This window comes from Candidatus Zixiibacteriota bacterium (genome assembly GCA_016933955.1).
Lineage (GTDB): Bacteria > Zixibacteria > MSB-5A5 > GN15 > PGXB01 > JAFGTT01.
In genome coordinates this window covers 14987-28351 of record JAFGTT010000011.1, presented here as the reverse complement: position 1 = coordinate 28351, position 13365 = coordinate 14987, and the positions used below count along the sequence as shown (strand labels likewise).

General features: G+C 48.2%; 15 protein-coding genes. 2 read left to right on the top strand and 13 right to left on the bottom strand.

Annotation, left to right across the window (positions count from 1 at the left end):
• Nucleotides 1-11 precede the first annotated feature (11 nt).
• The 6 genes from JXQ28_03465 to JXQ28_03440 form a co-directional block, all read right to left on the bottom strand.
• Nucleotides 12-488, bottom strand: a complete 477-nt coding sequence (locus JXQ28_03465) for a dTDP-4-dehydrorhamnose 3,5-epimerase family protein (GenBank protein ID MBN2276788.1) — start codon at nt 486-488, stop codon at nt 12-14.
• Nucleotides 478-1368, bottom strand: a complete 891-nt coding sequence (gene rfbD / locus JXQ28_03460; protein MBN2276787.1) for a dTDP-4-dehydrorhamnose reductase — start codon at nt 1366-1368, stop codon at nt 478-480. The genes JXQ28_03465 and rfbD overlap by 11 nt, the downstream gene beginning before the upstream one ends.
• On the bottom strand, nt 1358-2248 hold the full coding sequence (gene rfbA / locus JXQ28_03455) for a glucose-1-phosphate thymidylyltransferase RfbA (protein MBN2276786.1): 891 nt from the start codon (nt 2246-2248) through the stop codon (nt 1358-1360). The genes rfbD and rfbA overlap by 11 nt, the downstream gene beginning before the upstream one ends.
• Nucleotides 2249-2260: 12 nt before the next feature.
• On the bottom strand, nt 2261-3316 hold the full coding sequence (rfbB, locus tag JXQ28_03450; protein MBN2276785.1) for a dTDP-glucose 4,6-dehydratase: 1056 nt from the start codon (nt 3314-3316) through the stop codon (nt 2261-2263).
• A 130-nt stretch (nt 3317-3446) separates the two neighbouring features.
• Nucleotides 3447-4289, bottom strand: a complete 843-nt coding sequence (locus tag JXQ28_03445) for a T9SS type A sorting domain-containing protein (protein ID MBN2276784.1) — start codon at nt 4287-4289, stop codon at nt 3447-3449.
• A gap of 109 nt (nt 4290-4398) precedes the next feature.
• Nucleotides 4399-5418, bottom strand: coding sequence for a glycosyltransferase family 2 protein (locus tag JXQ28_03440; protein MBN2276783.1), 1020 nt, complete (start codon nt 5416-5418; stop codon nt 4399-4401).
• 238 nt (nt 5419-5656) lie between these two features.
• On the opposite strand from JXQ28_03440, the gene JXQ28_03435 reads away from it, so the two are divergent.
• Together JXQ28_03435 and JXQ28_03430 are read left to right on the top strand one after the other, a co-directional pair.
• Complete coding sequence (locus JXQ28_03435) at nt 5657-6031, top strand: carboxymuconolactone decarboxylase family protein (GenBank protein MBN2276782.1); 375 nt, start codon at nt 5657-5659, stop codon at nt 6029-6031.
• A complete protein-coding gene (locus JXQ28_03430) occupies nt 6021-6491 on the top strand; it encodes a GAF domain-containing protein (GenBank protein ID MBN2276781.1) in 471 nt (156 codons plus the stop codon). The genes JXQ28_03435 and JXQ28_03430 overlap by 11 nt, the downstream gene beginning before the upstream one ends.
• 28 nt (nt 6492-6519) lie before the next feature.
• Here the strand turns inward: JXQ28_03430 and JXQ28_03425 are convergent, their stop codons facing one another.
• The 7 genes from JXQ28_03425 to JXQ28_03395 all read right to left on the bottom strand — a co-directional run bounded on the left by JXQ28_03425 (nt 6520) and on the right by JXQ28_03395 (nt 13302).
• On the bottom strand, nt 6520-7410 hold the full coding sequence (locus JXQ28_03425; GenBank protein ID MBN2276780.1) for a tetratricopeptide repeat protein: 891 nt from the start codon (nt 7408-7410) through the stop codon (nt 6520-6522).
• 141 nt (nt 7411-7551) lie between these two features.
• Nucleotides 7552-8355, bottom strand: coding sequence for a sugar phosphate isomerase/epimerase (locus JXQ28_03420; GenBank protein MBN2276779.1), 804 nt, complete (start codon nt 8353-8355; stop codon nt 7552-7554).
• A 160-nt stretch (nt 8356-8515) separates the two neighbouring features.
• Nucleotides 8516-9445, bottom strand: coding sequence for a cysteine synthase A (cysK, locus tag JXQ28_03415; GenBank protein MBN2276778.1), 930 nt, complete (start codon nt 9443-9445; stop codon nt 8516-8518).
• Nucleotides 9446-9469: 24 nt separating this feature from the next.
• Nucleotides 9470-9877 carry an Rrf2 family transcriptional regulator gene (locus JXQ28_03410; GenBank protein ID MBN2276777.1) on the bottom strand — a complete coding sequence of 136 codons (408 nt, stop codon included), beginning with the start codon at nt 9875-9877 and terminating at the stop codon, nt 9470-9472.
• A 195-nt stretch (nt 9878-10072) separates the two neighbouring features.
• Nucleotides 10073-11590: an SLC13/DASS family transporter gene (locus JXQ28_03405; protein MBN2276776.1), complete on the bottom strand. Its 1518-nt coding sequence runs from the start codon at nt 11588-11590 to the stop codon at nt 10073-10075.
• 148 nt (nt 11591-11738) lie between these two features.
• Entirely contained in the window at nt 11739-12773 is a 1035-nt protein-coding gene (locus JXQ28_03400) for a hypothetical protein (GenBank protein MBN2276775.1), read from the bottom strand.
• Entirely contained in the window at nt 12727-13302 is a 576-nt protein-coding gene (locus JXQ28_03395) for an RNA polymerase sigma factor (GenBank protein ID MBN2276774.1), read from the bottom strand. Before JXQ28_03395 ends, JXQ28_03400 begins: the two co-directional genes overlap by 47 nt.
• Nucleotides 13303-13365: the final 63 nt, after the last annotated feature.

Here is a 13365-nt window from a genome sequence, read left to right as displayed (position 1 = left end):
CGACGCATGGATCAATCATCGATTATGAAATTGGTGTCATCACAATCTTCATACCTGATCTCATCCGGCTTTTCGGCTTTATTTCGGCCGGCGTAAAGGCGGTCGGGAGTGTTGAAAATTAATCCTTCGGTCGAACCGATATTCTTATAGGCGTGTACCACCCCCGGCGGAATTATCAGCGTAATCAGCTCATCGACTCCGATATCAATCCGGCAATGCCTTCCAAACCCGGGGGAATCAGGCCGATTGTCCCACATATAAACTAGAAAAAAGGCGCCTCCGAGAAAGGTAAAATGATCGGTTTGATAACGATGTTCATGGGGGCCGCGGACCTGTCCCGGCCGGGTCATCGAAATATAGCCCATGGCGGGCCGGAAACCTTCGGGCAACTCATCTTCCCGAAACAACTCCGCTAACCAGCCGCGTTTGTCTTCATAGCGTTTGGATCGTTTAATAATGACTCCGGCGATATCACATTTAATCTCCACGATCACCGCCTCTCCGATTCAGGAATTCTTTCAGAGCTTCTCTATAATTTTTCATAATATTCAAACCCAGCTTTTCGAGATTCCTGTTTTCCAGGCTGGTAAATTCGGGCCGCGGGGCTCGCCAGGGAAAATCCGACCGGGTGCAACCGGACAAAGCTACGTCCCCGCCGAGATGTTCGAATAAAATCCGGGCCATTTCGTATCGTGAACACTCTCCCCCGGCCGCACAATGAAAAATGCCTTTAAGATTGTTTTTTATAACAACCTCGGTCTGTCGGGCGATTTCCATGGTCCAGGTCGGCGATCCGATTTGATCGGCGGCCACTTTTATCGGGTCCGGATTTTTTCGGGCTTTTTTTTCATCCATATATTTCCGGCCCGTCATGATCAATTTATTTATAAAAGCCCGCTTGCCGGTGCTGTACAGCCAGGCGATTCTCAGAACAACTGCGCCATCCAGAAGCGAAAGCACTCTCGTTTCTCCTTCGAGTTTGCTTCGCCCGTAAATATTAATAGGATTGGTCGGATCGTTTTCGGTATATGGCCGACTGCTATTCCCATCGAACACATAATCGGTCGAATAATAAATCATCCTGACCCGATAATCATGGCATAAGCGAGCCACATTCTCCGTCCCGGCGGCGTTGACTCCATAAGCCAATTCCTCATCCGCTTCGCATTTATCGACATCGGCCAGCGCCGCCGCATGCAGGACGATATCCGGCTCGAATTTCGTAAAAATCCTGTCGGCCGCGGCAAAATCTCGAATATCGAAATCTTCCCGGCCCGCCGGATATACATCGTATTTTTCCGAAAAATACGCGGTCAGATCCGATCCCAGAAGACCCGCCGCCCCGGTTACAAGAATTTTAGAGGGCATGCCCTTGCCCCGTTAAAATTTCGATCAGGTAATTCTTATACTCGTTTTCGGGCATATCTTCCACAAGTGCACAAAATTGATCCATTTCAACCAAGCCGCATTGTAGAGCAACCTCTTCGATACATCCCAGCTTAATCCCTTGTCGATTTTCAATAGCCGCCACAAAATTTCCGGCATGGCGGAGACTTTCATAGGTTCCGGTATCGAGCCAGGCGGCGTCCCGCCCAAGTTTTACTACTTTAAGACGACCCTGCTTCAGGTAGGCGTTATTGACGTCGGTAATCTCGAGTTCGCCCCGTTTTGATGGTTTGAGTCCGGCGGCGATATCGATCACTCCGGCATCATAGATATAAAAGCCGGTTACGGCGAAATTCGACTTCGGTTTTTTCGGTTTCTCTTCTATTCCGATCACCTTGCCTTCAAGATCGTACTCTATCACCCCGTATCTTTCCGGGTGTTGCATGAAATAGCCGAAAATCAGCGCCCCGGCGCGGAAACGATCAATTTCCGGGGCAATCCCGGAAATACCATAGAAAATATTATCTCCCAGAATAAGAGCCACCGGGCCGGTTCCGATAAAATCGCGGCCGATCAAAAATGCCTGGGCGATCCCTTCCGGCCTGTCCTGAACGGCATACGAAATATCCAGCCCCAGATTCCGCCCTTCACCGAATAGGCGACGGAAATGCTCGATGTCCTGGGGTGTCGAAATAATCAGAATGTCCCGGATACCGAACTGCATCAGGGTGGCCAGCGGATAATAAATCATGGGTTTATCGTAAATCGACAATAACTGTTTGCAGATCACTCTTGTGACCGGATAAAGCCGGGAGCCGTTCCCTCCCGCCAGGATTATACCCTTACTTATATTGCCGCCCACCTGATACCTTTCTCAGCGATTAAGATAATTTCGTTCATAGTACTTCATATATTCTCCGGAGAGACAACTCCTCAACCAATTATTATTTTCCAGATACCAGTCAATAGTATCCTCCAGACCTTTCTCAAAAGTAATCTCCGGGGCCCAGTTCAATTCATTCCTTATCCTCGATGAATCAAGCGCATAACGCCGGTCATGTCCCGGTCGATCGGGCACTTTTTTAATCAGTTTCGCATGCGGCCCGCCGCCGAGCTTTTTATCCAGAAGATGGCATATCATTATTACCAGATCAATATTTTCAATCCCATTTCCGACTCCCGCGTTGTATTTTTCACCCGACCGCCCGTCACTGAATACTCGTTCGATGGCCCGGCAGTGGTCGTTTACATGAATCCAGTCGCGCGTATTTCTGCCGTCGCCATATATCGGTATCTCCAGACCGTCAATAGCATTTCTGATCACCAGCGGAATTATTTTTTCCGGAAACTGATAGGGACCGTAATTATTGGAACAGATCGTTATCACCGTATCCAGGTTGTATGTTTTATGGTAAGCCTCGACCAGATGATCGGCGGCCGCCTTCGAGGCCGCGTAGGGCGAGGTCGGGTGGTAAGGCGACCATTCTCCGGCTAATCCAGGGACTTCAATCGAGCCGTAAACTTCATCCGTCGAAATATGATGAAACCGAAAATCACCGGGATATTGCCTCGCCAGTTCGAGAAGATTCGCCGTCCCGATAATATTGGTTCCTACAAAATCAATTGGATTTAAAATCGAACGGTCAACATGCGATTCGGCGGCGAGGTGGATTATTGCATTAATGTCATAACGGACAAAACATTCTTCCAACCGGCTATAATCACGAATATTTAATTTTTCGAACCGATAGTTGGGATAATTTTTCAATTCATCGAGATTGGCCAGATTCCCGGCATAGGTCAGACAATCGATATTGATAAAAAGGTAATCAGGATAAGCGGGTACCATCCGCCTCAGAAAATTAGAGCCGACAAATCCGGCCCCCCCGGTAACCGCCAGTCTTTTAACGTATTTCAAATTCGATCCCATAACTTATCATTCTCGGGAATAGTTATTAAAACAATAAAAGCCCCTGAATGTCAAGCCAAATGGCATCTTCGGAAAAAGGCAAATATGAATTTGGTAATTGAAAGAAATGGTTGATTTCTGCAAGAAACGACTATTTTAAAAGGAGTAGTTTACCCCGCGTTTTTTCTTCACCGATGGTCATGACATAGAAATATAACCCGGAACCGATCGATTCCTCGGGAACCCAGTTCAGCAAACCTTCATTATTCATCGTAGTGAAATTCTGCCTGAAAATATTTCGACCCAGAATATCAAAAACCTCGAAGATCGCCTGTTTATGTGAAATCGAGAAACCGGCATATTTTATCACAACCGTACTGTTAAAGGGATTGGGATATGAATTCGACAGCAAATACCCCGCATTAATCAAGTCGTTTTCGCCCCCGTCATCATCGACATCAAGAGACAGGACAAAATCAATCGCAATATCATTCGAGGTCGAGAAAAAGCCGGTGCTATTTCCGTAAAAAACAGTACTATGAAGCGGTAGAATATAATCACCCAATTCCTGACTCGTGATCCGAATCTCCAGTTCCAGGCTGTCCCCCGGATTGACCGGATTGGAATAGCCGCTTCCATTTCCAAGAGAATCAATTATCCAGGAGAAGGTATTTTGATCGGGAATTTCATGATTATACTGGGCCTGTGAAAATATATAGTCTATCTCTTGTCCGTTTTTCCGGACAGATTGGTCGACGATTTTAAATTCCACCGGAAGATTTTCAGAAAAATATAATCCGGTCAGAGAAAAGGCCTCATGATTGACGATGGTTCTTTTTATTATAAGTGTATCATCCAGCTCCAGGGTTATGGCATTAATGGCATAACGACTGCTGATATCAAATGAATCGGGATATAGAGTTTCCTGCGCTTCGGCCGAAATTATACCTGACATACAGGCGAATATTAAAAAATAAAAGGCTATGGTTCTCATAATTGTCTCAATCCAAAAATTAAACGCCGGAATTGCAATAAATAATCATTATTAAACAATTACCCCAATATTAGGGAAATCGACACCAAATCCGGCAAACTTGACAAAATCATCTATCTGATGGCGCTCCTTTCCCGAATATTGTCCGAAAAAATTCCAGTATGAATCCAAAACCGAGCCCGGTGTGAATCGCAGGATAAATCAGGAGTATGGGGAAAAAGTATCTGATACCATGCCGGATTGCCGCCCCCAGTGACCATCCCAGAATACCGAGAATATAAAGACCGACAATCGCCATAAACAAATAAATCAAAGGTTGAATGAAAATCGCGCAGATGCCCAACGATGGGATTCCGACCGTAAGAAGAAGCGGAGCCAGCGTTCCCGCCGATAACGAACCGGGGAATTTTCGGAATAATCTGTATCGCCCGATTCCATATCGCTTCATCTGGCGGAATAAACCGCTCAACGATTCTCTTGGATAATAATATACCGCCAGTTTTAACGAAGTGAAGGATTTAAAACCGGCCCGAGAGGCGCGGTAATTGAATTCAACGTCCTCGCAGGCATCGAAGATCTCATCATAATACCCGATTTTATCAAATATCTCTCTCCGGTACGAGGCACCGGAACTTCCCGGATCGACAAATTTATCATCCGCCGTATAAATAGTCGAATCCAGCCCATGACCGATCAACGACTTCCGGGCAATCGCCACCGCTCCCTGGAAATGGTTATTATCCGGCGTCTCCAGAAACTGGGGCCGGCTGAGAATCTCCAGATTATGGGTCCGCATCAGCTCGACCATGTTTTTCAGGAGTTGATTATTGTCGATATAAGTGTGGCCATCGATAAATGTCACAATCTCGCCAGTCGCCATCCGGACTCCGACATTGCGCCCTGCCGAGGATAATCTCCCCGGATTATTCAACAATCTTACTCGGTGATCCTGTCCCGCTATTTCGTCGACAATCTCCCGGGAACGGTCTTCCGATTCGCCATCGACCACCAGAATTTCCAGCTTATCAGCAGGATAATCCTGACTCAGAATAAACCCCAGCGTGGCGGTAATATATTTTTCCTCATTTCGGATCGGTATAATTACCGATATTTTAGGTAGTTCTTCCATCTATCCCCGAAAAATATTTATGAGGTCATGACAATTACGATTCAACAATCTTAATTCCTTAATGCCTCATTAAACATTTTCATTCCCCACTTTGTCAACCGTAAACTGCTCGTTAATCGGCATATCGACAAGATTATCCGGTTGATCGGCCGGACGATGATAAATTGTTTGCCTTTTAAAACTGTATTCGGAATAATATTGAAAAACGTAATTATCTATAAATAATCGGAGGGTTCATATGGCCCATGACAAAATCGAGATTTTCCGGAAAGAACGGGAAAGGCTGAATGATCTGGTTCTCGCAAATTCCGGAACGACCGTTAAAAGATATTTCAATCTCGACTGGCAGGCTTATAGCGATGGCGCCCTGCCGGCCAAAACCAAGGAACTGCTTGGTCTGGTCGCTTCACTGGTTTTAAGATGCGACGATTGCATTCTCTACCATGTCATTCGATGCCGGGAGGAGGGTATTACCGACCAGGAACTTGAGGAGTGCCTGGCAGTCGGCCTGGTGGTGGGGGGTTCGATCACTATTCCCCATATTCGTCAGGTCTGGAATAACTGGGAAAACCTCAGACAGGGAAAAAATAAGTCGGAAAGCAATCATGAATAAAATAGAAATTTTCCCGGGCCTCTTTCGGGAAATAGAAAAAATTGTTTCCGTACCGGGCCGGAATCGTACGAAATTGGAAAAAATTTGCCGGTTAATTAAGGACCAATTACCCGGCTATGACTGGGTTGGGTTTTACCTGGTTTCATCCGATAAAGAGCGCCAGTTGATTCTCGGTCCTTTTGCCGGCGAACCCACCGAACATACCCTAATTGCCTTCGGCCAGGGAATCTGCGGTCAGGCAGCTGAAACCGAGAAAACTTTTATTGTCGATGATGTCAGCCGGGAAAGCAACTACTTGTCCTGCAGTCTTAATGTCCGCTCCGAGATTGTTGTCCCGCTGTTTAAAAACGGTCATCTGGTGGGAGAACTGGATATTGATTCACACACCCCGGCCGCCTTCACCCGTGATGATGAACGTTTTCTGGAAAGGGTGGGGGAAATTGCGGCCGGTCTGATCTGAGCCGGTCGGATCGGATATCGAATCCTGATTATTTTTTCATTTGTTCCAGTTTATCCTTCAAAGCCCGCACCCGGGACGAATCGGACGGGGGAGCAAACCGGATATACTCCAGGTAGGCCGCCTTGGCCTCGGTTTTGCGGTCAATCCATTCCAGAGTGGCGGCCAGGTTGTAATAACCATTGGCATCGGTCGAGTCTATTTTGACCGTTTTTTTAAAATCATCGACCGCCTCATAGAATCTATTTTCATCATAATAAACGCGACCGCGATTGAAATAAGCATCTTTGAATTCGGGTTGCAGTTCGATCGCCCGGGTATAACTTCGCAGGGCCATATTATTATTCTCCAGGGCGCTGTAGCAAACGCCCAGATTGAAATAAGCCTTGGCATAATCCGGTCGAATTCTGATAGCCTGTTGATAATCCTCCATGGCTACCGAATACATACCTTTTTTATTGTAAACCGTCCCCCGGTTGTAATAGGCCTCGGCGTACCCGGGATCAACCTCAATGGCTTTGCCGTAATCAGCGACAGCCTTATCCTTCTCGCCAAGCCGTTCGTAGGCCAGAGCCCGGCTGAAATAGGCTTCGGGAACGGCAGGATCCAGCTCTATGGAGTGCGAAAAATCCTCGACAGATTTACTGAGTTCGCCGCTCATTCCATAGGCAATCCCGCGCTGGAGAATCAACCCGGCGTTATTCGGTTCCAGAGCTATCGCCCGGGTATATTCCGCAATGGCCTCATTTAGTTTACCCCCGGAAAAATATTGATTACCGCGGTTGATATAATCGGCCGCCGAGTTTTGCTGCTGGGCATAAAGAGATACCGACAGAAATACCGATAATCCCGCAACCAGGCTTAAAATCATATTTATTCTTGGCTTACAAATCCCGAGTAGACTCTTTTGCATTATTTTCATCGTTCTCTCCCATCTCATAGTTAGTAATCGGTCCGGAATCTGTCTTCAACACATGAGTTGCCGGGTCAATTCATATAAATGATATGATACCGCCTTCAATTTGTTCCTGTAATTCTCTCATGTCTGTAATAACCCCGCTCGTCAGTTAAAAATCTTTCTGGCCATTTGGGCCGCACGCATGATAAATTTTTCCACCGGCTCAACCAGTTTTTCCCCGGTTCCAACTTCGAACAGAATACTCTTTAAATTCGGGACCTTCTCGAAATACTGACTCAACCGCTCCCAGTCGATTATTCCATCGCCGGGAATAAGATGTTCATCGGATCGGCCATGATTGTCGGACAGATGACAGGTTATCATTCGGTCATAATATTTCTCCAGAAGATGAAAAGGCGGCCCGCTGAAGTTTTCATGGGAGCTGTCATAGCAGAAACCAAGCCGGGATCGGTCGAACCGGTCCAGCAGTCGGGCACAGATCCAGGAGCCATCCTCGCGCGGTAAATTCTCAATGGCTACAGCAAGATTATCCGGCAATGATGCCAGGATTTTCTCCAGTGAAAGTGATGCCCTCTCCAGACTATTTCCCCTGGTACCTGTCAAATAATAATGAGGATGCAAAATTACCAGGGGAATTCCGTATCCGGCGGCGGTCCGGGCAAAATCGAGAAAACGCTCGCAGGAACGTTTCCGGGTAGTTTCATCGGATGCCGCTATATCATCTTCGAGCCCGAACGGTGCATGGGCTGACTCTATGGACAATCCCAGCCGGTCGGCCGTCTTCCTGACTTCCTGAAAGCCATATCGGTCATGGAATCGACCATGTCCAAGATTGCCGCCAAGAGAAATAAAATCCAGATTGGCCCCGGCAATAATCTCCAGTTGTGTAAAGATATCGACAGTATAATCCACCGTCGTAGATAAACCAAACCGATACCCTTTATTCATCCGCCCAATATATTATCATAATCCTCGGGAACAATAAAAAACCGCCCGGAAAAATCCTGCGATTTTCCCCGGCGGTTTTGTTCGTCAGGCAAATACTCCGGAAATGAGTTTCTTGCCTTTTTTCTTACTCTCCGTGTCCCTTTCAAGTATGCAAGTGTTTTTAAATCTCCGTATATGTCGGTGTCGAAAGATACCGCTCCCCGGTATCACAGACAAAGGTCACAATTATCTTGTCTTTGTTTTTCCTATCCGAGGCCAGTTTCAAAGCAATAGCCACATTGGCGCCGGCCGATATACCCATCAGGATGCCCTCCTGTCGGGCCATCCGGCGGGTGGTTCCAACGGCTTCTTCATTGGTTACGGTTATTATCTCATCGACCACACTTAGATCGAGGACATCGGGTTTAAATCCGGCCCCTATTCCCTGGATGGGATGAGGCCCCTTCTGCCCCCCGGACAAAACCGGTGACGCCGCCGGCTCAACGGCTATTACCCGAATTGCAGGATTCTTTTCCTTCAGATACCGCCCGGTTCCGGTAATCGTCCCCCCGGTCCCGACGGCCGAAACCAGAATATCGATTTTGCCTTCGGTATCATTCCAGATTTCCGGTCCGGTCGTGGTATAATGAATCATTGGATTGGCGGGGTTTTTGAATTGCTGAAGCATATAAGAATCGGGCGTTTTTGCCAGAAGCTCCTCGGCCTTTTTAATGGCCCCCGGCATTCCCTCGGCTCCGGGTGTCAAAATCAGGGTGGCTCCCAGAGCCTTGAGCAGGTTTCGCCGTTCCACCGACATGGTGTCGGGCATCGTCAGGGTCAATTTGTAGCCCCGGGCGGCCGCAATATAGGCCAGCGCAATTCCGGTATTCCCGGAAGTCGGTTCAACCAGATGAGTATCGGCATTCAACAGGCCCCGTTTTTCGGCATCCCTGATCATTGCCATGGCAATCCTGTCTTTGACCGAAGAAAGCGGATTGAACGATTCCATCTTGACGATCACGATTCCCGGCCGGCCGGCCGTAATACGACTCAGCCGGATCAGAGGTGTTCGTCCGATCAGTTCGGTGATATCCAGGGCTATTCGAGCCATTGATGATCCTCATCAGGACGGCTTTTAGATATGATACATTTCCTTGCCGCCCGTCAATTTCGGCACCAGGTCGGAAATTTTGATCGAACGGAAATATTTCACGGTCATTTTCTCGGCATCCTTCCAAACGAAGGACAAAGAATCGACCCCGCCCCGTCCCTGTTCGGTAAACAGGATACTGCCCTCAAAGGCGGCCACTATGTCATATACGGTTATGGTGTTGGGCTTCTTTGACAGATAATACCCGCCTTTCTTGCCGCGGGTGGCCTCGACCAGCCGGGCTCGCCGTAATTGAGAAAGAAGAAGTTCCAGATATCGGACCGGAACGTTTTGCCCAGCGGCTATTTCCTTTGCCTGAAGCGGGCCCTTGCCGTGATAGGCCGCCAGAGCCACGATTGCCTTTAGTCCGTACTGCGCTTTGAGAGAGATCATAAAACCCCCTTGGTTAAAGATATATTACTTATTGTCCGATTTTAAGGCCGAAAATTAACATAGAGACTTGTTTGATTATTCATGATATTGGATTTATTTGCCAAAGTTGCCTTAATTCCTAGTTGCTATAATCAAATTTGGCTTTAAAACACTCTTTTATAATAAAACTCAAATTATAATTGCGCAACAACAAATTTAACCTTCCGCCCAGATTGGCAGAGCGTCCGGGACAAAGCCAAAAACGAACCGGCCGAGCAAAAATACGAACCCGGTAACCAATATTACCCCGATAATATTTAGAATTATCCCCGATTGAGCCATCTGTCTGACCGTCACCCGCCCCGATCCGAAGACAATGGCATTGGGTGGGGTGGCCACCGGAAGCATAAAGGCGCAGGAAGCTGATAATGTCGCCGGAATCATCAACAGCAGCGGATTGACTCGTATGGCTACTGCCAGCGAGGCCAGAATTGGCAAAACCATCTGGGTGGTGGCCGTGTTTGAAGTCAATTCCGTCAGAAAAGTCATCATCAGGCAAACCGCCGCCACAATCATCCAGGCCGGGAAATGACTGAAACCGCTCAGATGTCCCCCGAGCCAGACTGAAAGCCCCGATTCCTTGAATCCGGCCGCCAATGCAAAACCGCCGCCGAATAGCAGAACAATTCCCCACGGAATCTTTACGGCCGTGGCCCAGTCCAATAAACGCCCTTTATTCTCCGATCGGGAAGGAATAAGAAAAAGCGACAGGGCCACCGCCATCGCCACCGTCCCGTCACTGATAAATGACTTTTCCGGCATAATCCTGGTCCATCCGGGAATAACAAAACCGCCGATTGGAATATCACTCCGAAAAATCCAGGCCAGGGCCAGAATCAGAAAAGCTATCAGGACCGCCCGCTCTTCGAAATTCATCGAACCCAGTCTGCGGTATTCGTCTCTAAAAATATCTTTGTTAATCTGGGGTGCTGTTCCCTTCGGAACAAAAAGCCATATTAAAAGCCGCCAGGCTATCAAAAGAAAAACCGAGGCAAAGGGGAACCCGAACATAATCCACTGGGTGAAACCGATATCCGGTGCCCCGGGAAAGGTTATTTTCAAAATTCGCACAAAAGCCAGGTTGGGCGGGGTTCCGATCAGGGTGCCGATTCCACCGATCGAAGCGGCATAGGCGATTCCAATCATCAATCCGACCGCAAATCGCCTGATTTTGGCTTCTCCCTGATTTTCCTCCAGTTTATCGACTACCGCAATGGCAATCGGTATCATCATCATGGCCGTAGCCGTATTCGATATCCACATCGACAGAAAAGCCGTGGCCACCATGAAACCGAGAATAATCCTTCCATGGCTGACCCCAATCAACAGGATGATTTTAAGCGCGATCCGGCGATGCAGATTCCATTTCTGCATGGTCAGAGCAACCATGAATCCCCCGATGAAAAGAAAAATGGTGTCGTTGATATAAGTCGGGGCAATTGCCGATCCCGACATTATACCAAGAATCGGAAACAGCACCAGAGGAATCAGGGCGGTTACCGCCAGCGGAACGGCCTCGGTTATCCACCAGACCGCCATCAAAATAGCCACCGCCGCGGTTCGCTCAACGGCCGGGTTCTGCGGATCGAGATCAAAAAAAATCAGAATAATCAGAGCCAGAATCGGCCCAAGGTATAAACCTAACACTGTTTTTCTATCACTCTTCCTTACCATATCACCATTATTCTTCATAGGTACCCTGTAGTGATGATAGAATCCAATCCCCCCCTTTATTTCAATATAAAAGATGGGAAATTGAAAGCAAAATAAAACCGGCGGGCTGGATAACCCGCCGGCATTTAAATCCTGTGAATGATACAGGTCATTTTAGATCTTCCATGGTCACCTTGATTTCATATCGTCCATCGGGAAGAGTGATTACCTCGACCTGGGCATTATCCTTGCCTTCGGCCGCCAGTCTGGCTTCAATCTCGGCTTTAATTTCATCGGCGGTTTTACCTTCGGTATCGACTTCAACCGCTGGGGGCCCTTCGGGTGTATCAAAAGTAACTTTATCCGATCCATTCAGATCAAATTGCAGTTCCATTTTCTCTTCCGTTTGCCGGTCACCGATAGTCTGATTCGATGATACAGAAATTAGCATCTGGTCGCCGGTGGTCGTTACCGATACGTTCGGATCAATCATCCCCCCCGCCGCCAGCTTCTGTCTGATTTCGGCGGCGATTTCCTGATCGGTCTTACCCTGAGTATCAACTTCGACCCTGAAGTTATTCATCACCTGGGCATAGATCGAACCGGAGACTCTGGCGATCATAGGTTCGATAACCGGCTCTGTGCTCATCCCGGTTAAAGCGGTGAAAGCAATGGCCGCTTCGCGCGCCGCCTTTTTATCCGGCAGATTGGAAATCAGGCACTCTCCTTCATTCAGATTGACATTGGCTTCGCCATAACCCAGCGCCGCCAGGGCCTCACCGATCCGTCCCGGCTCAACAGCCGTCGATGGCACATCGGCGAGCGTAATCTGATAACCGACCGTGGTGGTATAGGAAAAAGGTACCAGAGTAATAAATAAAAACACTCCCAGGGCCAGGCCCAACCCGGCCAGTAATTTTGGACGAGTCATCAATTGATTCTTCATAGCTGACATGATAGTCTCCTTTTTAGGCGACGATGACATCTCCTCGATTTTACTTCGCATTTGCGAGAAGTCCGTCATCGGTCCGGTGTCTTTGGTTTTGGCCGATTCGAGCAGTCTTTGTAATTGCCTGGCCGATTCCGCCGCGCGGGCGCATGACGGGCATTGTTTGATATGCTCGACGGTTACCCGATCAAGCTCTCCGGCATTTTCATTAATCCGCCGAATCGCTTCCCGGCATCGCATATTTTTCTTTGCCATGTATTGCCTCGCCTGCAGAGTTTACGGTTTCCGTCCGCGCCAGGTAATTTTCAACCACCTCGCGCATCTTTCGTCTGGCCCGAAACAATCGAGCCTTGATGGTCCCTTCCGGCTTGCCGAACATGGATGCCAGTTCCGCAACTTTCCAGCCTTCGATCTCATACAACAGAATCAGAGCCCGGTCTTCGGCCGACAACACCCGCATGGTTCGTTCCAGCCAGCGCCTGGAATCATACTCTCCTCTCGGATCGAAAATCCCGCTCGTGGCGCTCCCGTTTGCCGATCGGTCAATCTTCCGACTCCACCAGGATCTCCGGTACCGGTTTTTGAAACGGTTGACGAGGATTCGATAAAGCCAGGGCCTGAAGGAGTTCGGGTCCTTCAAAGACTCGATCTTCACTATCGCCGCCAGCAATCCTTCCTGGTAAAGATCATCGCCATCGTCACGGTTTCCCGTCAACTTTCGGCAGAAGGCCTCCGCCGCAGGATGGATCGGCTCGAGAAGCTTCCAGAACTGCTGTCTATCCATGTTCAATCCTAAGACACCTTTGATGGACTATCGGTTGCCTAATATACCCTATTGTTTTCCAAG

Coding starts and splice junctions, on each gene's coding strand:
- JXQ28_03410 (MBN2276777.1), bottom strand. CDS start 9,877: ATGATCTCTCTCAAAGCGCAGTACGGACTAAAGGCAATCGTGGCTCTG.
- JXQ28_03400 (MBN2276775.1), bottom strand. CDS start 12,773: ATGGCAAAGAAAAATATGCGATGCCGGGAAGCGATTCGGCGGATTAAT.
- JXQ28_03445 (MBN2276784.1), bottom strand. CDS start 4,289: ATGAGAACCATAGCCTTTTATTTTTTAATATTCGCCTGTATGTCAGGT.
- JXQ28_03440 (MBN2276783.1), bottom strand. CDS start 5,418: ATGGAAGAACTACCTAAAATATCGGTAATTATACCGATCCGAAATGAG.
- rfbB (MBN2276785.1), bottom strand. CDS start 3,316: ATGGGATCGAATTTGAAATACGTTAAAAGACTGGCGGTTACCGGGGGG.
- rfbD (MBN2276787.1), bottom strand. CDS start 1,368: ATGCCCTCTAAAATTCTTGTAACCGGGGCGGCGGGTCTTCTGGGATCG.
- JXQ28_03420 (MBN2276779.1), bottom strand. CDS start 8,355: ATGAATAAAGGGTATCGGTTTGGTTTATCTACGACGGTGGATTATACT.
- JXQ28_03425 (MBN2276780.1), bottom strand. CDS start 7,410: ATGAAAATAATGCAAAAGAGTCTACTCGGGATTTGTAAGCCAAGAATA.
- cysK (MBN2276778.1), bottom strand. CDS start 9,445: ATGGCTCGAATAGCCCTGGATATCACCGAACTGATCGGACGAACACCT.
- JXQ28_03395 (MBN2276774.1), bottom strand. CDS start 13,302: ATGGATAGACAGCAGTTCTGGAAGCTTCTCGAGCCGATCCATCCTGCG.
- JXQ28_03435 (MBN2276782.1), top strand. CDS start 5,657: ATGGCCCATGACAAAATCGAGATTTTCCGGAAAGAACGGGAAAGGCTG.
- JXQ28_03405 (MBN2276776.1), bottom strand. CDS start 11,590: ATGGTAAGGAAGAGTGATAGAAAAACAGTGTTAGGTTTATACCTTGGG.